The following is a 20,660-nucleotide window of genomic DNA, read 5'->3' as shown; positions in this document are numbered from 1 at the left end:
ACGGCCCGTGCCCGGCATCCCGCGCGGCGAGGCCCACGGGCGCGCGGGGCGCGCTCGGCCGGAAAACACGTCGAGCCCCGTGGGCCTCGCGCCGGACGGCGCGGGAGCCACGGGGCTCGAGGTGCTGGGGTGCGGGGCTGCCGCTCAGGGGGGCGTCAGTGGCCGCCGCCCTGCTGTTCGTCACGGCGGCGCTGCCACCGCTCCTCGATACGGTTCATCATGGAGCGTCGCTGCCGGGTCTGACGGCCTCCGGCCGCCACTCCTCCACCGGCCTGCTGCTCACCCGGCTTGGGCGCCTTGCGCCATCCGGTGACCGCCAGGACCGCGCAGCCCAGCATGACGAGGAATCCCACCACGCTGATCCAGATCTGCTGTGCGACCATTCCGGCCATGAGGAGCGCGATACCCACCAGGAAGCCGGCGACTGCCTGGTAGACCCGTCGCCGGGTGTACGTACGCAGTCCGCTTCCCTCGAGCGCTGTCGCGAACTTGGGATCTTCGGCGTACAGCGCTCGCTCCATCTGCTCGAGCATTCGCTGCTCGTGCTCCGAGAGCGGCACGGAGTCCTCCTAGTCGTCGGTCGCGGGGGCGACCGGTTGCGGCCCTTTCAGGATAGGCAGGGAATCGCCCCCGTGAAACCCGCCCACAATGCCGAAAAGCCAATCCGGGCCGCCATGCGGATCGGTTGCTGAAGCGTTGATTCCCCAGCCCCTTGTCCGTCATGCCGGATGGTGTGCCTCGATCATACGGGGCCGGACCCCTGATCGGGCGGCCTGTGGCGTACTCCTCGCGGGGGCGGCGCCCACACCGCCGAACGGGTGCCCGTCCGGCGGCGGGGACGGGGGTCCCGGGTCAGGCCCGCTTCTCGCCGAGGAGGTGGAGCTGGGTGGCGATGGCGTGGAAGGAGGGCAGCTCGGCCGCGGCGGCCTCCAGCTTGAGCAGGGCCTCCGTCGCGCCGGGCTCGGTGTCGACGAGGACGCCGGGGACCAGGTCGGCGAAGACCCGGACACCGTGGACGGCGCCGACGCTCAGCCCGGCCCCGGCGGCCAGCTCGGTGAGCTGTTCGGCGGTGAAGCGCCGGGGCACGGGGTCGCCGGCGCCCCAGCGGCCGGCCGGGTCGGCGAGCGCGGTCCGGGCCTCGGTGAAGTGGCCGGCGAGGGCGCGGGCGAGGACGGCACCGCCGAGTCCGGCGGCGAGCAGGCTGAGGCTGCCGCCGGGCCGGAGCGCGGCGGCCGCGTTCCGTACGCCCTCGGCGGGGTCGTCCACGTACTCGAGGACGCCGTGGCAGAGCACCGCGTCGTAGCCCTCGCGCCCGACCACGTCGAAGAGGCCGCGGATGTCGCCCTGGACGCCGGTGACCCGGTCGGCGACCCCGGCCTCGGCGGCCCGGCGCTCCAGCGCGAAGAGCGCGTTGGGGCTGGGGTCCACGACGGTGACCCGGTGGCCGAGGCGGGCCACCGGCACCGCGAAGTTGCCGGAGCCGCCGCCGGTGTCGAGGACATCGAGGCTGTCCTTCCCGGTGGCCTTGGCACGACGGTCCAGGGCGTCCTGGAGGACGTCCCAGACGACGGCGGTCCGCAGAGAGGCGCGCGAGGGGCGCGACGACGCCTCTCGGCCGAAGACAGGGGAAGGGTCCGGCACGGCTTTTGACTCCTCGGTGACGGGTACGGACGTCCCCCACCCTATGGCCTCGGCCGTCCTCGGTGGATCATCCGGCCGCCTCGCCGGGGCCGCCCTGGCGGGGCAGCACCGGCCGGAGCGCGAGGAGCCGCTCGACCAGGCGGAGGAAGTGGGCGGCGTCCCTGAGCAGGTCGTCGGCGTCGCGCCGGCCGACGGCGGTGGCGATGCCGGCCTCCGCGCGGGCGCGCCGCTCGGCGCCGGAGGCGAAGAGGGCGCTCCACTCGGTGAGCTCGGGCGCGAGTTCGGGGAGCAGTTCCCAGGCGCTCCGTATGCGCTGCCGCTTGCGGGCGGCCGGGGGCTGGGGCCTGGCCCGGGCGGCGAGCACCGCGGCGGCTGCCCGCAGGGCGGCGAGGTGCGCGGTGGCGTACCGCTCGTGGGGCCGGTCGAGGGCGGCGGCCTCGGCGAGCCCCGCGCGGGCCTTGGCGAGCAGGTCGAGGGCGGCGGGCGGGGCGGAGTCGCGGCGGGACACGGGGTGGACGTCGGACGCGGGTCCGAGCTGTACGGGGGCAGGGTGGCCGCTCGGGCGGCGCCGGGACGCGGCAGCGGAAGGGCTGGCCATGACGAGCCTCCTGTCGTCGTGTGACGGCGCTGTGGCCGTATGTGTCCATCGTGCAGCCCACCACTGACAACCACCCTGACCTGCGCTTTTCGGGCGAACGACAGCCAGAGGCAGGCGGAGGCGCCCGCGCCGCCTCCGCCGCCCGCCCGCCCGGGGCGGCGTATCAGGCCTCGCCGGGCCCCGTGACGCCCACCGGGACCGGGGCGTCCGCAGCGGCATCGGGAGCGGTGCGCCGCACGGCCTCCCCGCGCCCTCGGCGACCGCCTTCGGGAAGAAGGGTGAGCAGGCCCAGCGCCGCCAGGGCGGCGCCGAGCCAGAGCGGTGCGCGCAGGCCGAAGTGCGCGAGAAGGACCCCGCCGAGGAAGGACCCGAGGATCACGCCGAGGGTGATGAAGGAGGAGTGGACGGTGTTGACCAGGGGGCCGGAGTTGCCGGCGCGCTGGACACGGAGCGCCATCGCCGGGTTCATGGTCACTCCGACCAGGCCGATGCCCACCATGAGGGCCACGGCCGCGGCACCCACGTCGGCGAGGAGGGCGAAGGCGGCCAGGAACAGGACGTTGAGCCCGAGGCCGGCGGCCTGGACCGCGACGGGGTGTCGGTCGGCGAGCCGGCCGACGACGGTGTTGCCGACGACGGTGGCGGCTCCGTAGGCGATCAGCAGGAGCGGGACGGTGCTCGCGTCGAAGCCGCTGACCTCGGTGAGGATCGGGGTGAAGTAGCTGAAGGCGGCGAAGGTGGCCCCGATGACGAAGGTGCTCGTGGAGAGCGCCGTCCACAGGCGCGGCTTCCTGAAGACCCGGATCTCCTCGCGGACGGTTCCGGTGACGCCGGCGGGCCGGTCGAGCCGCGGCACGCCGGCGGCGGTGACGAGGGCGGCGACCAGGGCGAGCGCCGTGATGGCCCAGAAGGCGGCGCGCCACCCCAGACGGCCCCCGACGAAGGTGGCCATGGGCAGGCCGAGCAGGGTGCCGAGCATGAGGCCGTTCATGACCACGGCGATGGCCCGGCCGCGGATCTCCTGGCGGGTGAGGGCGGAGCAGACGGAGATGGCGACGCCGAAGAACGCCTGGGAGGCGACGCCGGCGATGACGCGGGCGGTCAGCATGGCGCCGTAGCCGGTCGCGGTCGCCGCCAGCGCGTTGCCGGCGAGGAAGACCGCGAACAGGACGAGCAGCGCGGGCTTGGGGCGCAGTTTCATGACGGCGACGGTCAGGAAGGGGCCGCCGACGGCCATCGCGACGGCGAAGGCGGTGATGAGGTAGCCGATCTGCGGGATCGTCACCTGCAGGCCCTCCGCCATGGGAGCCATGAGACCGGCGACGGCGAACTCGCTGGTCACCATGGCGAAGATGCCGAGGGCCAGCACGTACACGGCGCGTGGCATGGTGTCACCCTTCGTTTTGGATAGATCAGTACAAAATTTGGACAGGAGTCGGGGCCCGCGGGCCCGGGGACAGCGGCCGTCAGGGCGCGAGGGTGTCCAGGGCCGCCTCGGCGACCGCCTCGAGCGTGGCGCGGTCGGCCCCGCTCTGGGCGGAGATGCGCAGGCCGGCGATGACCGCGTTGAGGTAGGACGCGTACGCGGCCGCCTCGCGCGCCCGGGACACCTCCCCGGCGCGCTGCCCCGCCGCGAGGGCGCCACTCAGGTCGGCGTGCCGCCGCTCCAGGTCACGCCGGAGGAGCGCGGCGACCTCGGGGTCCCGACCCGCCAGCTCCGCGCTGCTGTTGACGCCGAAACAGCCGATCCCCCGGCCACCCCGGCGGTTGGCCTCCTCCATGTCGACGACGGAGGCGAGAAGGTCCCGCAGGCGGGCGTCCACCGGCCGGGCCGGATCGTCCAGGATCCGGGCCTGACGGTCGGCCATCACGTCGAGATAGCGCGCCAGCGCCCGCACGAAGAGGGCGTGCTTGCTGGAGAAGGTGTTGTAGATGCTGCTGCGGCCGAGGCCGGTGGCCTCGCACAACTCCTGGGTGGAGGTGGCCTCGTACCCGTTCTCCCAGAACAGGCGCAGGGCCCCGTCCAGGGCGCGGTCCTCGTCGAACGTCCTCGGTCGTGCCATGACGGCACGTTAGCACGTATTGGACTGCACGATACAAAACTGTTCCTGGATCGGGTGGCGCGGAGCAACCACGTGCCGCGTGCTAGCTTTTGCACTGACCAGTCAGTTCAAAAGGAACGGGGGGTGGGTCCGTGGGAGCGGAAGCCGACGGGCGGCCGCACGGCGCCGCCGTCGTCGCGGACGGATTCGGACTGAAGGGCCCGCGTGGCTGGGTGTTCCGCGGGGTCTCCTTCCGCGCGGACGCCGGGACCCTGATCGCGCTCGAGGGACCGTCCGGCAGCGGCCGGACCTCCCTTCTGCTGGCCCTGACCGGCCGGATGAAGGCCAAGGAGGGCGGCGCCGAGGTCGGCGGGTTCCCCCTGCCGCGCAAGATGGCGGCGGTGCGCCGGATCGCCGCGCTCGCCCACGTCCCCGGCGTCAGCGAACTCGACCCGGCCTTCACGGTCGCCGAGCACCTGCGCGAACGGGTGCTGCTCCAGCGCCGCTTCGACGGTTCCGTACGAGCCCTTCTGCGGCGCCCCTCGGAGCGGGCGGCCGAGGCGCGGGCCCGCATCGACGCGGCCCTGACCGCCGCCGGCTTGGACCTCGATTCCCTGCCGAAGGGCGAGCGGACGTCCGTACGCGATCTGGAACGGCTGGAGGCGCTGCGCCTGTCCGTGGCCCTGGCCCTCATCGGCCGGCCCCGGCTGCTCGGCGTCGACGACGCGGACCTGAAGCTGTCGGACGCGGACCGCACGGAGGCCTGGGCCCTCCTGCGATCCGTGGCCGAGGCCGGGACGACCGTTCTCGCCGTGTGCAGCGAGGCGCCCGCGGGCGCCCTGCGGATCACCACCGTGGCATCGGCCGATGCGCCGGACGGGCCCGGCGGAGTCACGAGCACCGCGAAGGCCGGCACGGCTCCGGCCGACAAACCGGACGAGGCCGAGAAGAACGCGAAGGCCGAGAAGGCGGAGAAGGCCGGGACGTCACCGAAGGCCGAGAAGGCGGGGACGGCCGGCGCGACCGGCACCGAGGCGAGGACCAAGGCCACGGAGGACCCCGCGGAACCGAACGAACCCACCGGCCCGGACGCCGACGAGAACGAGGAGGGGGCGGCCGATGCGCTCGCCGAAACTGGCCGCGCTTGAGCTGAAGCGCTTCGGCAGGGGCAAGCTGCCGCGGGCCGCGCTCGTCGCGATCCTGCTGCTGCCGCTGCTCTACGGCGCCCTGTACCTGTACTCCTTCTGGGACCCGTACAGCAGGCTCGACAAGATCCCCGTCGCCCTCGTCAACGAGGACCGGGGCGCCACCACCGACGGCAAGCAGGTCAACGCCGGTGACGACATCACCGAGGGCCTCCTGGAGAGCCAGACCTTCGAGTGGCACCGGGTGAGCGACGCCGAGGCCCGCGAGGGCGTCGAGGAGGGCCGCTACTACCTCTCGCTCACCATGCCCGCCGACTTCAGCGCGCGCATCGCCTCCAGCTCCGGTGACGCGCCCGAGACCGGCGCGCTCCAGGTCCGGACGAACGACGCGAACAACTACATCGTCGGCCAGATCTCGCGGACGGTCTTCTCCGAGGTGCGCACGGCCGCCTCCACGAAGTCCTCGCGGACCTTCCTCGACAAGATCTTCATCTCCTTCTCCGACATCCACGACGCCACCGCCAAGGCGGCGAAGGGCGCCGCCGACCTCAAGAAGGGCGTCGACAAGGCGAAGAAGGGATCGGAGGACCTCGCCGAGGGCCTCAGGACGGCGAAGAAGGGCAGCGGCGACCTGGCCGGCGGTCTGAAGAAGCTCGACAAGGGCGCCAAGGACCTGGAGCACGGCTCCCGCAAGGTCGCGGACGGCACGCAGGCCCTGGCCGACAAGGTGAACGGCACCGCCGACAAGGTGCGCCCGTACCTCGCGAACAACGGCAGGTCGATCCGCGACACCGCGCGGCTCGTCTCCGACTCCGCCACGGCCGCCCGCCACGACCTGGAGGACCTGGTCCGGCGCGGCCCCCTCGTCCGCAGCGGCGCGCACAAGGCCGACACCGCCCTGACGGCCTTCCACCGCCAGGAGTGCGAGGTGAAGCCCACCCCGGACACGGCGCTGTGCGAGCGGCTGAAGGAGGCCGTTGTCTCCGCCCATGACGTCGCGACCATCGCGGACGACGTGCACGAGCTGACGAAGGACAGCAACGGCGACCTGAAGACGCTGGACGCGCGGCTCGCCACGCTGGTGCGGCAGGCGGACGAGCTCGCCGCCCGCTCCCCCCGGCTGGACCAGGACGTCGCCGACGCCATCCGGAAGATCAACGAGCTGAACGCGGGCGCGCAGAAGGTCGCCGACGGCGCGGACAAGCTGCACACCGGCATCACCGACGCCAAGGCCGGCTCGAACCGTCTGGACTCCGGCATCGGCAAGCTCACGAAGGGCGCGGGCGACCTGGACGGCGGTCTGTTCAAGCTGGCCGACGGCTCTGGCGACCTCGCCGTCGGACTCCACGACGGCGTGGAGAAGATCCCCGACTACGACAAGTCCGACCGCGACCGGCGTACGGAGGTCATGGCCGACCCCGTCAAGCTCGCCGCGCAGTCCCTGCACAAGGCGCCGAACTACGGCACGGGCTTCGCCCCGTACTTCATCCCGCTCTCCCTCTGGGTCGGCGCGATGGTCGCCTACATGATCATCCAGCCGCTGAACCGGCGGGCCCTGGCCGCGGGCGGCTCCGCCTGGCGGATCGCGCTCGCCGGCTGGTTCCCCGTGGCGGCGATCGGCGTCCTGCAGGTCGCGGCCCTGATGTCGGTCCTGCACTGGGGGCTCGGCCTCCAGATGGCCAGGGCGGCCGGCACGGTCGGCTTCCTCGCCCTCGTGACCTGCTGCTTCGCGGCCATCATCCAGTGGCTCAACGCCCGCTTCGGCGCGGCCGGCCGCATCCTGGTCCTGGCCCTGCTCATGCTCCAGCTGACCTCGGCGGGCGGCACGTATCCCGTCCAGACCAGTCCGGGGTTCTTCAACGCCGTCCACCCGTTCCTGCCGATGACCCACGTCGTGGAGGCGCTGCGCCGGCTGATCACGGGCGGCGGCATCGCCCCCGTCTGGGAGGCCTGCGCGGTCCTGGCCGCGTTCACCCTCGGGGCCCTGGCCCTGACGGCGGTCTCCGCCCGCAGGCGGCAGGTCTGGACGCTGGACCGGCTCCACCCGGAGCTCACGCTGTGAGCGCCACGATCGCCCGCGCGGGGGCCACGGCCCCCGCCGGACCTGTGAGAATCGACCCCATGGACAGCAGCAGCACCCGGCGCCAGGCCACCCGCGCCAAGCTCTACGAGGCGGCCGTCACCCTCATCGCGGAGCAGGGGTTCTCCGCGACGACGGTGGACGAGATCGCCGAACGCGCCGGGGTCGCCAAGGGCACGGTCTACTACAACTTCAAGAGCAAGACCGAGTTGTTCGAGGAGCTGCTGCGGCACGGGGTCTCGCTCCTCGCGGCATCCCTGCGGACGGCCGCCGAGGAGACCTCCGCGCGCGGCGGCACCCGGGTCGACGCGCTGGACGCGATGATCCGGGCGGGGCTCGTCTTCATCGACCGCTACCCGGCCTTCACCCAGCTGTACGTGGCCGAACTCTGGCGCACCAACCGGGCCTGGAACTCCACCCTCCTGGTGGTACGGCAGCAGGCCGTCGCCGTGGTGGAGGGCGTGCTGCGCGAGGGCGTCGAGGCCGGGGAGCTGAGCGAGGAGATCGACGTGCCGCTGACGGCGGCGGCCCTGGTCGGGATGGTGCTGGTCGCGGCGCTCGACTGGCAGGCCTTCCAGCGGGAGCGTTCCCTGGACGACGTGCACGCGGCGCTCTCCCGGCTGCTGCACGGCCGGGTCGGCGGCCGCTGACCGCCGGGACCCGGCGGCCCCGTACGGGGAACCCTGCCGGCCGCCGGCCGACCCGCAGGGAAGATCCGGACGGCGCCCCGGCCCCGCGCGGTGGCCGCCGACCGCCGTGAACCCGGCGCCAGGACGCGAAGAGGCCGGTCCGGCGAGGCTCGATCCCCCCGAGCCCCGTCGTACCGGCCTTCCGCTTTTCCCCGTTTCCCCCGTTCCCCCCGTCCCCGTTCCGGTCCCCCGTGCGCATCCCCCGCGCACGTCCCCCGGGGTCCCGGTACCGGCAGGCGCGCGGCCCCGCTCCGCCGCCCCGTGCCGGCGGTGTCGGAGCCGCGCTCCTTCCGTGGGCTCCACTCTCCCGTCCGCCGCCGACGACGCCCATCCGTGTACCTACTCATCTCGCCCCCTAGGTACGGATACTCAGTGCTGGTTACGATCGCGGGCGTGTCCGTACTCCCCCTGGTGTTCACCAGCGGCTGGGCGAGCGGGATCAACGCCTACGCGGTGGTCCTGCTGTTCGGCGTCCTCGGCGCGACCGGGCTGACCGACGAGGTGCCCGAGTCGCTCCAGCGCACCGACGTCCTCGTCGTCGCGGGCGTCCTCTTCCTGTGCGAGGCGGTCGCGGACAAGATCCCGTACGTCGACTCGGCCTGGGACTCCGTGCACACCGTGATCCGGCCGGTCGCGGGCGCCGTCGTGGGGGCCCTGCTGGCCGGCCAGAACGGGTCGCTGCCCGAGCTCGCGGCGGGCGCGGTGGGCGGGTCGACCGCGCTGCTGAGCCACCTCGTCAAGGCCGGGACGCGGATGGCGGTCAACACCTCGCCCGAGCCCGTCTCCAACATCACCCTCAGCCTGGCCGAGGACCTCGGCGTGGCCGGGATCATCACCTTCGCCGTCTTCCACCCCGTGGCGGCGGCCGTCGTCGCGGCCGTGCTGCTCGTCCTCGGCCTGGCGGCGCTGGTCCTCCTCGCGCGCCGGATCCGCCGCTTCCTGCGCCGGCGGGCGCAGCGCCGCGAGGAGCGCCGGCTCGCGACCACCGGGCCGCGCCGGCGACCACCCGGAGGGAACGGCGCCGGCCGCTGAACGCCGGGCCGTCCCCGGTGCCCGTCCCGGCCTCCGGGCCCGGCCGCGGCGCCGGATAGGGTCGCTGACATGGCACGGATTGTGGTGATCGGCGCCGGGCTCGGCGCCATGGCGGCGGCGGCCCGGCTGGCCGTGGCGGGCCACCGGGTGACGGTGTACGAGCGGGCGGACACGTACGGCGGGGCGGTCGGACGGTTCGAGCGGGACGGATTCGCCTTCGACACCGGGCCGGGACTGCTGCACCTGCCCGCCGTCTACCGGGACCTGTTCGTGAAGACCGGCAAGGAGCCGCTGGAGGAGTGCGTCACGCTGACGCAGGTCGACCCGGCGGCCCGGCACGTCTTCGCGGACGGCACCCGGGTCGATCTGCCGAACGCCTCCCGGGCCGGGACGGTCGCCGCCCTCGACGCGGCGATAGGGACGGGCGCGGGCGAACGCTGGGGCGACTTCCTGGTACGGGCCCGCGAGGCCTGGGACCGGACCCGGCGCCCGCTCCTGGAGGAGCCGCAGCCCGCCGACCCCGCTCCCCTGGCCCGCGAACCGTACCCGGCCCTCCGGACGGGCCTCCTGCGCCGGCCGGCCACGACGCTCGCCGGCATCGGCTCGCGTGAGCTGCGCGACCCGCGCCTCGCGGCCCTGCTCGACGCCTACGCCTGGTCGTACGGCTTCGATCCGGCCACCGCTCCCGCCTCCGCGGCGGTCCTGCCGTACATGGAGCTGACCTTCGGCAGCTGGTACGTGGGCGGTGGCCTGCGGGCGCTCGCGGAGGCCGTGTACGAGCGGTGCCGGAAGCGGCGGGTGGAGTTCGTCTTCGGTACGGCGGTGGCGGACGTCCTGGAGAAGGACGGGCGGGCGGCCGGTGTGCGGCTCGCGACGGGTGAGGCGGTGGAGGCGGACCACGTGGTCTCCGGCGCCCCCGTCCCCGCGCTGTACCGCGACCACGTGGTCGCGTGGGAGCGGCAGGACGAGGACGTGCCGCGGTACCAGGAGACGGGGACGAGCCGGGTGACGGTCTGTCTGGCGCTGCGCGGGGCGCGGGAGCCGGAGGCCGCGCACCGGACGGTGGTGCACGCCGCGGGCGGGCGGCCGGCAGTGACCGTGCTGCGGCCGGACGATCCGGCGCTGCGGCCCGACGCCGGGCACGAGTCGGTGACGGTCACCGCGACCGTGCGGACCGGCGGCGAGCGGGACTGGGAGGCCTTCGCCGACGCGATGGTGGCGGCGGCCGGACAGGCGGTTCCCGGCCTCGCCGGGCGCCTCCTGTGGCGGCACGTCCGCACCCCGGAGGACGTACGGCGGGACACCGGCTGCGCCGAGGTGCCGGGCCCGGCGCTGGCGGGCGCCGGGGGGCGGCTGCTGCCGGCCGCGAACCCGTCCCCGCTGCCGGGCCTGTACCTGGCGGGCGGCTGGTCGCACCCGGGGGGCGGGCTCGCCCACGCGGGCATGTCCGGCGCGCTGGTCGCGGGCCTCGTCGTGGAGGGCGTGGACTTCCGCGGCTCGCGGTGACCGGGCGGCCCGCCGCGGCCGCCCGGGTGCCGGCTCAGTAGCGGTACGGGGACCGGTCGTCGGGGAGCTGCTGCTCGTAGCCGTACGCCTCCGGGGTGTGCGGCTGCGGCGGCTCGGGCTCGGTGTCGCGCTGCTGGGGGACCCACACGCCGCCGGGCGGCGTGTCGTAGGCGGAGGACGGCGCGTAGGGGTCGCCGTAGTACGGGGCGTACTGCTGGGCGTCCGTGCCCGGGCCGATGTACGGGTCGGAGTAGGCGGCGTACTGCTGCTGACCGTCACCGGTGCCGTAGTCGTAGGCGGGCTGCGCGGGGTACTCGGCGGGGAAACCGTCGTAGCCGCCGTGGCCCGGCAGCCCGTCCTGGCCCGGCGCTCCGTAGGCCGCCGTCGGGTCGTACGCCCCCGTGTCGCCGTGGGCGCCGCCGCCGGCGGGCGCGTAGACGGCGTACTGCCCCGTCTCGTCGGGGATCGGCAGGGGCTCGTACACCGCGGTGACCTCCGGCTCGCCGCCCCGCGCGGTCCCCGCCGCCTCCGGGGTGCCGGTCCCGTCCGCGCCCTCACCCTCGCCGTCGTACGAGAGTTCGGTCACCTCCAGGGTCGCCCCGCGTCGCCCGGACCCGCCGGACCTGCGGCGGCGGCTCGCGCCGGGGTTGCCGCCGATCGCCCAGCCGGTGGAGAAGCCGCGCCGGAAGGAGAGCGTGACGTAGGTCTGTCCGACGGCGAACGCGAGGGCGCCGAGGACGATGACGGGGACCGAGGGCAGCAGCACGCCCACGACCACGCCGAGGAAGCCGGCGAAGGCGAGGAGACGCCAGCGCAGTCGCGCCTTGTACTGGAGGAGCACCTCGCCCAGCAGCCAGAGCGCCACCACACCGAACGCGATGTAGAGGACCGTCCACCCCATGCCCCGCCGCCCCTCTCCACGGTCACCGCCGCGGGTCGGGGCGGGTACGACCGGTCACGACTGCTGGTGCAGTCCGAGATTCTCGTAGATCTCGAGCGTCGCGGTGGAGCTGTTCAGCGTGATGAAGTGCAGTCCGGGGACACCCTCGGAGAGCAGCCGCGCGCAGAACTCCGTCGCGAACTCGATACCGATGGAGCGTACAGCGGCGGGATCGTCCTTGACCGCGAGGATCCGCTCTTTCACGTCCGCGGGGAAGGCGGCGTTGCTCAACTCGGGCAGCCGGCCCAGGGTCTTCACGTTCACGACGGGCATGACCTCGGGGATGATCGGGGTGTCGCAGCCGGCCTTGGCGACGCGGTCGCGGAGCCGCAGATACCTCTCCGGGTCGAAGAACATCTGGGTGATGGCGTAGTCCGCGCCGGCGCGGCACTTGTCCACGAAGTGCCGGATGTCCGTGTCCCAGTCGGTGGAGCGCGGGTGCATCTCCGGGAAGGCGGCGACGCCCACGCAGAAGTCGCCGGACTCCTTGATGAGCCGGACCAGGTCGGCGGCGTAGCGGACGCCCTCGGGGTGCTCGACCCACTCCCCCAGCGGGTCGCCGGCGGGGTCGCCGCGCAGCGCCAGCATGTTGCGGATGCCGGCGTCGGCGTACTGGCCGAGGATGTTGCGCAGTTCCGCGACGGAGTGGTCGACGGCGGTGAGGTGGGCGACGGGGGTGAGCGTGGTGTCGGAGGCGATCTTCTGGGTGGCCTTGACGGTGCCGCCCCGGGTGGTGCCGCCTGCGCCGTAGGTGACGGAGACGAAGCTCGGGCCGACCGCCTCGACGCGGCGCATGGCGTTCCAGAGGACCTGTTCGCCCTTCTCGGTCCGGGGCGCGTAGAACTCGAACGAGTACGACGTGCTGCCGGAGGCGAGGATCTCGCGGACCGTGCGGGCGCGGTCCGAGCGGACGGAAGCGGTTCCAAGGGCCATACGGGCAGGTTAGACGCGGTCCGGGAAGCGGCGTACCGGTCGTCCGAAAGATGGACAGCTTTTCGGACAGCGAAAAGCGGGGGCCGGGCGGGGCCCGGGTTCCGTCCCTCGCCCGGCCCCCGCTCCCGGGCGCTACGCCGCCGCGGCGGTCCGCTCGCGGACGCGCCGGGCGAGGGCGGCGGTCGCGGCGGCCGGGTCGTCGGCCTCCGTGATCGCCCGGACGACGACGATCCGGCGCGCGCCGGCGTCCAGGACCTCGTCCAGGTTGGCGGCGTCGATGCCGCCGATGGCGAACCAGGGGCGGTCCTGGGCGAGGCCCGCCGCGTACCGGACGAGCCCGAGGCCCGGCGCGTACCGGCCGGGCTTGGTGGGCGTGGGCCAGCAGGGGCCGGTGCAGAAGTAGTCCACGCCGGGCTCGGCGGCGGCCGCGGCCACCTCGGTCTCGGCGTGGCAGGAACGGCCGATGAGCACCTCGTCGCCGAGGATCGCGCGGGCGGCGGGCACGGGGAGGTCGCCCTGGCCGAGGTGGAGGACGTCGGAGCCGATCGCGTGGGCCACGTCGGCCCGGTCGTTCACGGCCAGGAGCGTGCCGTGGCGCCGGCAGGCGTCGGCGAGGACGGCGAGGTGCTCCAGCTCCTCGGCGGCCTCCATGCCCTTGTCGCGCAGCTGCACGACGTCGACGCCGGAGGAGAGCACGGCGTCGAGGAACTCGGGCAGGTCGCCCTGCCGCTTGCGCGCGTCGGTACACAGGTAGAGCCGGGCGTCGGCGAGTCGCTCACGGGGTGTGGGCATGGCTGGGTCCCCCCATCGGGTGGTGCCGGCACGACGCCGACCGATGGCCCACCGCCGCGCCCGCTGCTGGATCTGTCGCTGTTGTCGAGCCGCGCGGCCGCCACGGTAGCGGGTGGGGGCACGACCGGAGGCCGGTGGGGGGCCGGTGCGGGAGGGGGCACGGGCAGGCGGAGGCCGGATGCCCGGGGGCGGGACCCGGCGGGGCCCCGGCGACGGGCGCGGGACCGGGGGCACGGCGCGCAAGGCACGACACCCCGCCCCTCGGCGGGGCGGGGTGTCATCGGTCGCGTCAGCGCCGCCCCGCGCGGGGCGCGCCGTTCCGGCGGGTCAGACAGCGAGCGCCTGGGCGCGGCGCTTCACCTCCGTGCCGCGGTTCTCGGCGAGCGCCTGCGCGGGCGTGCCCGGCAGGCTCGGGTCCGGAGTGAACAGCCACTCCAGCATTTCCTCGTCGTTGAAGCCGTCGTCCCGCAGCAGCGTCAGGGTGCCGGCGAGGCCCTTGACGACCTTGTCGCCCTGGATGAAGGCGGCCGGCACCTGCAGGGCGTTGTTCTCCCCGCGGCGTACGGCGATGAGCTGGCCGTCCTTGACCAGCTGCCGGACACGCGTCACCTCGACGTCCAGCATCTCCGCGATGTCGGGGAGGTAGAGCCACGCGGGGACGAGAGCATCGATCTTTTCGTCAATCTCGGTCACGGGACAAGCGTGCCATCCCGGACCGACAGCCGGTAGTCGGGCCCTACCGGACGGCCGCCTTCAGGGGGACGGCCGGGTCGGCGGCGCGCTCCGGGTCGACGGGCGTGGCGGTCTCGATGAGCTTGCGGCCCTGGGCCAGGTCGCGGGGCCGGCCCACGGCCAGCAGGGCGACGGGCACCCCTCCGCGCAGCCACAGCACGCTCCAGGCCTCCGAGGAGGGGTCCCCGCGCCACACCGTTCCGTCGGCGTCCGCGTGGCGTCCCGCGTACTGGACGAACCGGCCGAACTGCTCGGACCAGAAGTACGGCACCGGGTCGTACGGCTCCGGCAGCGCGCCCAGGATGTCGGCGGCGACCGTGCGCGGGCCCTGGAGGGCGTTGTCCCAGTGGTGGACGAGGAGCCGGGCGCCGTAGCGGGCGGAGGGGAAGGAGGCGCAGTCACCGACGGCGTACACGTCGGGCAGGGAGGTGCGCAGCCGGTCGTCGGCGGTCACGGCGCCGTCCGGGTCGAGGGCGATGCCGGAGCCGGCGAGCCAGCCGGTGGCGGGGCGGGCTCCGATGCCGACGACGACCGCGTCGGCGGCGAGTTCCCGGCCGTCGTCCAGGACGACGGCGCCGGGACGGACGGTCGCCACGCGCGCGTGGGTGAGGAGGTCGGCGCCGCGCTCGGCGTACCAGCCGGCCATGAAGGCGGTGACCTCGGCGGGCAGGGCGTCGCCGAGCGGCCGTTCGGCGGCCTCGACGACGGTGACGGCGCAGCCCGCCTCCCGGGCGGCGGTGGCGAACTCGGCGCCGATCCAGCCGGCGCCGACGACCACGACGGTCTTCCGCCGTTCGAGGACGGGGGCGAGGCGCAGGGCGTCGTCCAGGGTGCGGAGCAGATGGACGCCGGGGACGCCCTCGGCGCCCGGCAGGGGGACCGGGTGGGCGCCGGTGGCGAGCACCAGGGCGTCGTACGGGACGGGCCCGGCGCCGGTGTCGATCTCGCGGTCGCCGGGGCGCAGGGCGACGGCCTCCAGGCCGAGCCGGAGGTCGATGTCCAGGTCGGCGAAGTCGATGTCGAAGGCGGAGCCCTCGGCCTTGCCCAGGAGGACCGCCTTGGAGAGCGGGGGACGGTCGTAGGGCTGGTGGGGTTCGGCTCCGATCAGGGTCACCGCGCCGGTGAAGCCCTGCTCGCGCAGGGCGACGGCGGTCTGCACGCCCGCCATCCCGGCTCCGGCGATCACGACGTGCCTCGGGGTCTGCTGGTGCTCGCTCACCGGACCACCATACGCAGCTGACGACACGTCAGCCTTCAGGGGCGTACCGGTCCCGGGGACGGGCTGTACCGGCCCCGGGGGGCGGGGGTTAGTCTGGCCACCGACGTGAAGCACTCGCGGGAGCCCGGACGCACCGGGCTGAGAGGGAGGCTGGCCGGCCTCCGACCGTACGAACCTGATCCGGGTCATGCCGGCGAAGGGAGGGGCTGGACGCCCATGCGTTCTTCCGATGTCCTCGTGGTCGGGGGCGGCATCATCGGCCTGGTCACGGCCTGGCGGGCGGCGCGGCGCGGGCTGCGCGCCGCGGTCGTCGACCCGGAGCCCGGCGGCGGGGCCGCCCGGGTCGCGGCCGGGATGCTCGCCGCCGTCACCGAACTGCACTACGGCGAGGAGACCCTGCTGGGGCTGAACCTCGCCTCCGCGGCGCGCTATCCCGCGTTCGTCGCCGAGCTGGAGGAGGCCGCCGGCCACGGTGTCGGCTACCGCGCCTGCGGCACGCTCGCCGTCGCGCTCGACGCCGACGACCGCGCCCACCTGCGGGAACTGCACGCCCTCCAGACCCGCTGCGGACTGGCGTCCGCGTGGCTGAGCGGACGGGAGTGCCGGCGCCTCGAACCGATGCTGGCGCCGGGCGTGCGCGGCGGCCTGCGGGTCGACGGCGACCACCAGGTCGACCCGCGCCGGCTCGCCGCCGCGCTCGTCGTCGCCTGCGAGCGGGCCGGGGTGGTCCTCCACCGCGCCCGCGCGGAGCGGCTGGTGGTGGTACGGGACCGGGCGACCGGGGTCCTCCTGGAGGGCGGCGGGGAGCTGAGCGCCGGTCAGGTCGTGCTGGCCGCGGGCAGTCTGAGCGGGCGGCTCGCCGGCGTGCCGGAGGAGGTGCTGCCGCCGGTGCGCCCCGTGAAGGGGCAGGTGCTGCGGCTGCGGGTGCCGCCCGCGTACGCCCCCTTCCTCTCCCGGACCGTGCGGGCCGTGGTCCGGGGCAGCCACGTCTACCTCGTCCCCCGCGCCGACGGCGAGCTGGTCGTGGGCGCCACCAGCGAGGAGCTCGGCTGGGACACCACCGTCACGGCGGGCGGGGTGTACGAGCTGCTGCGGGACGCGCATGAACTCGTCCCCGGACTGACCGAGCTGCCGCTCACCGAGACCCTCGCCGGGCTGCGCCCCGGCTCGCCCGACAACGCGCCGATGCTTGGCCCGAGCGCCCTGCCCGGCCTCCACCTGGCCACCGGCCACTACCGCAACGGGGTGCTGCTCACCCCCGTCACCGGCGACGTCATGGCGGAGGTCCTCGCCACGGGCGTCCTCCCCGACGAGGCGCGCCCCTTCTCCCCCCTCCGTTTCTCCTCCGCCCCTCCCGTACGACAGGAGCAGCCCGTATGAACGTGTCCGTGAACGGAGAGGCCCGGGTCCTGGACGGCCCCGTCTCCCTCGACGCCCTCGTCGCCACCCTGACCACGGCGCCCACCGGGGTGGCCGCGGCCGTCAACGAGACGGTCGTGCCGCGCGGCGAGTGGGCGGCGACGCTGCTCGGTGACGGCGACCGGGTCGAGGTCCTCACCGCGGTGCAGGGGGGCTGAGCGCGATGTCCGACGACGTGTTCGTCCTCGGCGGTACGGAGTTCTCCTCCCGTCTCATCATGGGGACGGGCGGCGCGCCCAGCCTGGACGTCCTGGAGCGCTCCCTCGTCGCGAGCGGTACGGAGCTGACCACCGTCGCCATGCGGCGCCTGGACCCGACGGTGCGCGGCTCGGTCCTCTCCGTCCTGGAGCGGCTCGGCGTCCGGGTCCTGCCCAACACGGCGGGCTGCTTCACGGCGGGCGAGGCCGTCCTGACCGCCCGGCTCGCCCGGGAGGCGCTCGGCACCGACTGGATCAAGCTGGAGGTGGTGGCGGACGAGCGGACGCTGCTGCCGGACACGGTGGAGCTCCTCGACGCGGCGGAGACCCTCGTGGACGAGGGCTTCACCGTGCTGCCGTACACCAACGACGACCCCGTTCTCGCGCGGAAGCTGGAGGACGTGGGGTGCGCGGCGATCATGCCGCTCGGTTCCCCGATCGGTTCGGGGCTCGGCATCCGCAACCCGCACAACTTCGAGCTCATCGTGGAGCGGGCGGGGGTGCCGGTGATCCTCGACGCGGGGGCCGGTACGGCGTCGGACGCGGCGCTCGCGATGGAGCTGGGCTGCGAGGCGGTGATGCTGGCGTCGGCGGTGACGCGGGCGCAGGAGCCGGTGCTGATGGCGGCGGCGATGCGGCACGCGGTCGAGGCGGGCCGCCTCGCCCGCCGCGCCGGCCGCATCCCCCGCCGCCACTTCGCGGAGGCCTCCTCCCCCCACGAGGGCCGCGCCCACCTGGACCCGGAGCGCCCGGCGTTCTGAGCCCGGGGCCGGGTGCGGGGTGCGGGGTGCGTCACAGGTGCGTCGCAGTGGGGCGGGACCCGGGCGGGGGGCCGCCGGGCGGCTCGTAGACTCGACGCCGTGGACACGACCCTCCAGGACCCCCTCGTCGGGCGGCTGCTCGACGGCCGCTACCGCGTCGACGCGCGCATCGCCGTCGGCGGGATGGCCACGGTCTACCGGGCCGTCGACACCCGCCTCGACCGCGTCCTCGCGCTCAAGGTGATGCACCCCTCGCTCGCGGCGGACGCCGCCTTCGTCGAGCGTTTCATCCGCGAGGCGAAGTCCGTCGCCCGGCTCGCGCACCCCAACGTCGTCGGGGTCTTCGACCAGGGCGCCGAGGACGCCTACGTCTACCTGGCCATGGAGTACGTCGAGGGCTGCACGCTCCGGGACGTGCTCCGGGAGCGCGGCGCGCTGCGGCCCCGCGCGGCGCTCGACATCCTGGAGCCGGTGCTCGCCGCGCTCGGCGCCGCGCACCGGGCCGGGTTCGTGCACCGGGACATGAAGCCGGAGAACGTCCTGATAGGGGACGACGGCCGGGTGAAGGTGGCCGACTTCGGTCTGGTCAGGGCCGTGGGGACGGCGACGGCCACCACCGGTTCGGTCCTCGGCACCGTCTCGTACCTGGCACCGGAACAGATCGAGCACGGCACGGCCGACACCCGCGCCGACGTGTACGCCTGCGGCGTCGTCCTGTACGAGATGCTCACGGGCGGCAGGCCGCACTCCGGTGACACGCCCGCCCAGGTGCTCTACCGGCATCTGCACACCGACGTGCCCGCGCCCTCGGCCGACGTGCCCGGTCTCGCCCTGGAGCTGGACGAGCTGGTCGCCGCGGCGACCGCCCGCAACCCCGAGGTCCGGCCGCACGACGCCGTCGCGCTGCTGGCCCTCGTCCTCCAGGCCCGGGCGGCGCTCACGGAGGAGCAGCTGGACACCGCGCCGCCACGGGCCCGCGCGGAGGACCGGGACACCGCCGAGGACCGCACCAGCGTGATCCCCCGGGCCGTACCGGCCGCGCCGGACCCGCAGCCGGTGCGGCACACCAGCCGGCTGGCCGTGCCGGAGCCCGCGCCGGAGCCGGTGGCGGCGCCCGCCGCGCGCCGACGGCCGCCCCGGGGCCCGCTGATGATCGTGGCGGCGCTGCTGCTCGTCCTCGGTCTCGGCGCCGGGGTCTGGTACATCAACTCGGGCCAGTTCACGCGGGTCCCGGCCGTCCTCGGCCAGACCGAGGAGGCGGCGGCGAAACGTCTCGCCGAGGCCGGTCTGGAGGTCGGCACGACGCAGCGCGCGTTCAGCGACGTGTACGAGCGCGGCACCGTCATGGCCGCCGACCCGGCGCCCGGCGAGCGCGTCCGCGGCAACGGCACGGTCACCCTCACGCTCTCGCGCGGCCCGCGGGTCGTGAAGGTCCCCAACCTCAGGAACAAGCCGCTCGCGGAGGCGAAGCGGCTGCTGGCGAAGGAGGGCCTGGCGCCGGGGGTCATCACCACCGCGTTCAGCGAGTCCGTCGCGAAGGGGGCCGTGCTCCGTACGGACCCGGAGCCGGGCACCGAGCGCGCCCCGGACTCGGCCGTGGCCCTGGTGGTCAGCAAGGGCACCCCGGTCGAGGTGCCGGACGTCGTCGGCGAGAGCGTCCCGGACGCCACCGCCGCCCTCCAGGAGGCGGGTCTGACGGTGCGGGTCGACCCGGAGCGGGTGCACTCGGCCGAGGACGCGGGGGCGGTCGCCGCCCAGTCGCTCGCCGAGGGCAGCCGGGCCGCCGAGGGGGACACGATCACGCTCACCGTCTCCCAGGGCCCCCGGATGGTGGAGGTCCCGGACGTCACCGGGGAGTCGACCGCCGACGCCCGGACGGCCCTGGAGGACGCGGGCTTCGAGGTGAAGGTCGAGAAGTCCTTCCCCTTCCTGGGCGACACGGTCGCCCGCCAGTCGGTGGAGGGCGGCTCGGAGGCCGCCGAGGGCTCCACCGTCACGATCACGATCAAGGGACTCTGAGAACTCATGCGCAACCCCGTCGGCGGCCATGTGCCCGTGGCCGGCGGTCTCGCCACGGTCGGACTGGGCTACGCCCGCGAACTCGGCGCCGAGGCCGTCCAGGTCTTCGTCGCCAACCCGCGCGGCTGGGCCACCCCGCCGGGCAACCCGGCCCAGGACGAACGGTTCCGCGCGGAGTGCGAGGCCACGGCGACATCGGCCTGGGTCCACGCCCCGTACCTCATCAACTTCGGCTCCCACACCGAAGCCACCGTGGAGAGGTCGGTGGAGTCGCTGCGGCACTCGCTGCGCCGGGCGCGGGAGATCGGCGCCCGGGGCGTGGTCGTGCACACCGGCTCCGCCACCGGCGGCCGCCCGCGCGAGGTGGCGCTCGCCCAGGTACGGGAGCGGATGCTGCCGCTCCTCGACGAACTGACCCGTCCGGACGACCCGGACCTGCTCCTGGAGTCCACGGCCGGCCAGGGCTCCTCGCTCTGCTCCCGCACCTGGGACTTCGGTCCGTACTTCGACGCGCTCGACCGCCACCCGAAGCTGGGCGTCTGTCTCGACACCTGCCACATCTTCGCGGCCGGGCACGACCTGACCGGCCCGCACGGAGCCGCGCAGACGCTGGACCTGCTGGTGGGCACGGTCGGTGAGGGCCGGCTGAAGCTGATCCACGCCAACGACTCGAAGGACGTGGTGGGCGCCCACAAGGACCGGCACGCCAACATCGGCGCGGGGCACATAGGCGAGGAGGCGTTCCGGGAGCTGCTGGCCCATCCGGCGACGGAGGGGGTCCCGCTGGTCATCGAGACGCCGGGCGGGAAGGAGGGCCACCTCGCGGACGTGGAACTCCTGAAGAAGCTGCGGAGCGGGTCCTCGGTGATCCTCTCCCCTTGAGGAATACCCCTAGGGGGTATACGGTTCCTGTGT

General features: G+C 74.6%; 20 protein-coding genes and 1 riboswitch. Of the genes, 10 read left to right on the top strand and 10 right to left on the bottom strand.

Annotated elements, in window-relative coordinates:
- Positions 1-155 precede the first annotated feature (155 nt).
- The 5 genes from ACFY60_RS13205 to ACFY60_RS13185 all read right to left on the bottom strand — a co-directional run bounded on the left by ACFY60_RS13205 (position 156) and on the right by ACFY60_RS13185 (position 4,302).
- Positions 156-560, bottom strand: coding sequence for a DUF3040 domain-containing protein (locus ACFY60_RS13205; RefSeq protein WP_309049419.1), 405 nt, complete (start codon positions 558-560; stop codon positions 156-158).
- Between the two features lie 292 nt (positions 561-852).
- Positions 853-1,641 (bottom strand): class I SAM-dependent methyltransferase, encoded by a 789-nt coding sequence (locus ACFY60_RS13200; RefSeq protein WP_388611291.1) that lies wholly within the window; start codon positions 1,639-1,641, stop codon positions 853-855.
- 67 nt (positions 1,642-1,708) lie between these two features.
- The gene (locus ACFY60_RS13195; protein WP_388611289.1) at positions 1,709-2,239 is read right to left on the bottom strand and encodes an SAV_6107 family HEPN domain-containing protein; all 531 of its coding nucleotides are present in this window, start codon (positions 2,237-2,239) and stop codon (positions 1,709-1,711) included.
- A 163-nt stretch (positions 2,240-2,402) separates the two neighbouring features.
- Positions 2,403-3,626, bottom strand: coding sequence for an MFS transporter (locus ACFY60_RS13190; protein ID WP_388611287.1), 1,224 nt, complete (start codon positions 3,624-3,626; stop codon positions 2,403-2,405).
- Positions 3,627-3,705: 79 nt separating this feature from the next.
- Entirely contained in the window at positions 3,706-4,302 is a 597-nt protein-coding gene (locus ACFY60_RS13185; RefSeq protein WP_388611286.1) for a TetR/AcrR family transcriptional regulator, read from the bottom strand.
- A 131-nt stretch (positions 4,303-4,433) separates the two neighbouring features.
- On the opposite strand from ACFY60_RS13185, the gene ACFY60_RS13180 reads away from it, so the two are divergent.
- The 5 genes from ACFY60_RS13180 (at position 4,434) to ACFY60_RS13160 (ending at position 10,733) form a co-directional block, all read left to right on the top strand.
- Entirely contained in the window at positions 4,434-5,429 is a 996-nt protein-coding gene (locus ACFY60_RS13180; protein WP_388611284.1) for an ATP-binding cassette domain-containing protein, read from the top strand.
- Positions 5,401-7,488: a YhgE/Pip family protein gene (locus ACFY60_RS13175; RefSeq protein ID WP_388611282.1), complete on the top strand. Its 2,088-nt coding sequence runs from the start codon at positions 5,401-5,403 to the stop codon at positions 7,486-7,488. The genes ACFY60_RS13180 and ACFY60_RS13175 overlap by 29 nt, the downstream gene beginning before the upstream one ends.
- A 59-nt stretch (positions 7,489-7,547) precedes the next feature.
- Positions 7,548-8,156 (top strand): helix-turn-helix domain-containing protein, encoded by a 609-nt coding sequence (locus tag ACFY60_RS13170; RefSeq protein ID WP_309049426.1) that lies wholly within the window; start codon positions 7,548-7,550, stop codon positions 8,154-8,156.
- A 432-nt stretch (positions 8,157-8,588) separates the two neighbouring features.
- Positions 8,589-9,227, top strand: a complete 639-nt coding sequence (locus tag ACFY60_RS13165) for a DUF4126 domain-containing protein (protein WP_388611280.1) — start codon at positions 8,589-8,591, stop codon at positions 9,225-9,227.
- Positions 9,228-9,296: 69 nt separating this feature from the next.
- Positions 9,297-10,733, top strand: a complete 1,437-nt coding sequence (locus ACFY60_RS13160) for a phytoene desaturase family protein (RefSeq protein ID WP_388611278.1) — start codon at positions 9,297-9,299, stop codon at positions 10,731-10,733.
- A gap of 34 nt (positions 10,734-10,767) precedes the next feature.
- Here ACFY60_RS13160 and ACFY60_RS13155 read toward each other — a convergent pair whose 3' ends face one another.
- The 5 genes from ACFY60_RS13155 to ACFY60_RS13135 form a co-directional block, all read right to left on the bottom strand.
- Positions 10,768-11,634 (bottom strand): hypothetical protein, encoded by an 867-nt coding sequence (locus ACFY60_RS13155; RefSeq protein ID WP_388611276.1) that lies wholly within the window; start codon positions 11,632-11,634, stop codon positions 10,768-10,770.
- A 54-nt stretch (positions 11,635-11,688) separates the two neighbouring features.
- The gene (gene metF / locus ACFY60_RS13150) at positions 11,689-12,606 is read right to left on the bottom strand and encodes a methylenetetrahydrofolate reductase [NAD(P)H] (RefSeq protein WP_388611274.1); all 918 of its coding nucleotides are present in this window, start codon (positions 12,604-12,606) and stop codon (positions 11,689-11,691) included.
- A gap of 132 nt (positions 12,607-12,738) precedes the next feature.
- Positions 12,739-13,398 (bottom strand): thiamine phosphate synthase, encoded by a 660-nt coding sequence (gene thiE / locus ACFY60_RS13145; protein ID WP_388611272.1) that lies wholly within the window; start codon positions 13,396-13,398, stop codon positions 12,739-12,741.
- Positions 13,399-13,725: 327 nt separating this feature from the next.
- Positions 13,726-14,091, bottom strand: coding sequence for an Rv2175c family DNA-binding protein (locus ACFY60_RS13140; RefSeq protein WP_388611270.1), 366 nt, complete (start codon positions 14,089-14,091; stop codon positions 13,726-13,728).
- 43 nt (positions 14,092-14,134) lie between these two features.
- Positions 14,135-15,349, bottom strand: a complete 1,215-nt coding sequence (locus tag ACFY60_RS13135; protein ID WP_388611268.1) for an NAD(P)/FAD-dependent oxidoreductase — start codon at positions 15,347-15,349, stop codon at positions 14,135-14,137.
- 106 nt (positions 15,350-15,455) lie between these two features.
- A riboswitch (TPP riboswitch) is annotated at positions 15,456-15,568 on the top strand.
- On the opposite strand from ACFY60_RS13135, the gene thiO reads away from it, so the two are divergent.
- The 5 genes from thiO to ACFY60_RS13110 all read left to right on the top strand — a co-directional run bounded on the left by thiO (position 15,566) and on the right by ACFY60_RS13110 (position 20,627).
- The gene (thiO, locus tag ACFY60_RS13130; RefSeq protein ID WP_388611266.1) at positions 15,566-16,729 is read left to right on the top strand and encodes a glycine oxidase ThiO; all 1,164 of its coding nucleotides are present in this window, start codon (positions 15,566-15,568) and stop codon (positions 16,727-16,729) included. (Overlaps the previous riboswitch by 3 nt.)
- Positions 16,726-16,926: a sulfur carrier protein ThiS gene (gene thiS, locus ACFY60_RS13125; protein ID WP_309051727.1), complete on the top strand. Its 201-nt coding sequence runs from the start codon at positions 16,726-16,728 to the stop codon at positions 16,924-16,926. Before thiO ends, thiS begins: the two co-directional genes overlap by 4 nt.
- A 5-nt stretch (positions 16,927-16,931) precedes the next feature.
- A complete protein-coding gene (locus ACFY60_RS13120) occupies positions 16,932-17,726 on the top strand; it encodes a thiazole synthase (protein WP_388611264.1) in 795 nt (264 codons plus the stop codon).
- A gap of 99 nt (positions 17,727-17,825) precedes the next feature.
- Positions 17,826-19,745 (top strand): Stk1 family PASTA domain-containing Ser/Thr kinase, encoded by a 1,920-nt coding sequence (gene pknB / locus ACFY60_RS13115; protein ID WP_388611262.1) that lies wholly within the window; start codon positions 17,826-17,828, stop codon positions 19,743-19,745.
- A 6-nt stretch (positions 19,746-19,751) separates the two neighbouring features.
- On the top strand, positions 19,752-20,627 hold the full coding sequence (locus ACFY60_RS13110) for a deoxyribonuclease IV (protein WP_388611260.1): 876 nt from the start codon (positions 19,752-19,754) through the stop codon (positions 20,625-20,627).
- Positions 20,628-20,660: the final 33 nt, after the last annotated feature.

Origin of the sequence: Streptomyces sp. NPDC012827, assembly GCF_042900905.1 — a bacterium.
Lineage (GTDB): Bacteria > Actinomycetota > Actinomycetes > Streptomycetales > Streptomycetaceae > Streptomyces > Streptomyces gulbargensis.
Note: the sequence above shows the minus strand (reverse complement) of the source record. Positions and strands in the feature narration are given on the sequence as shown.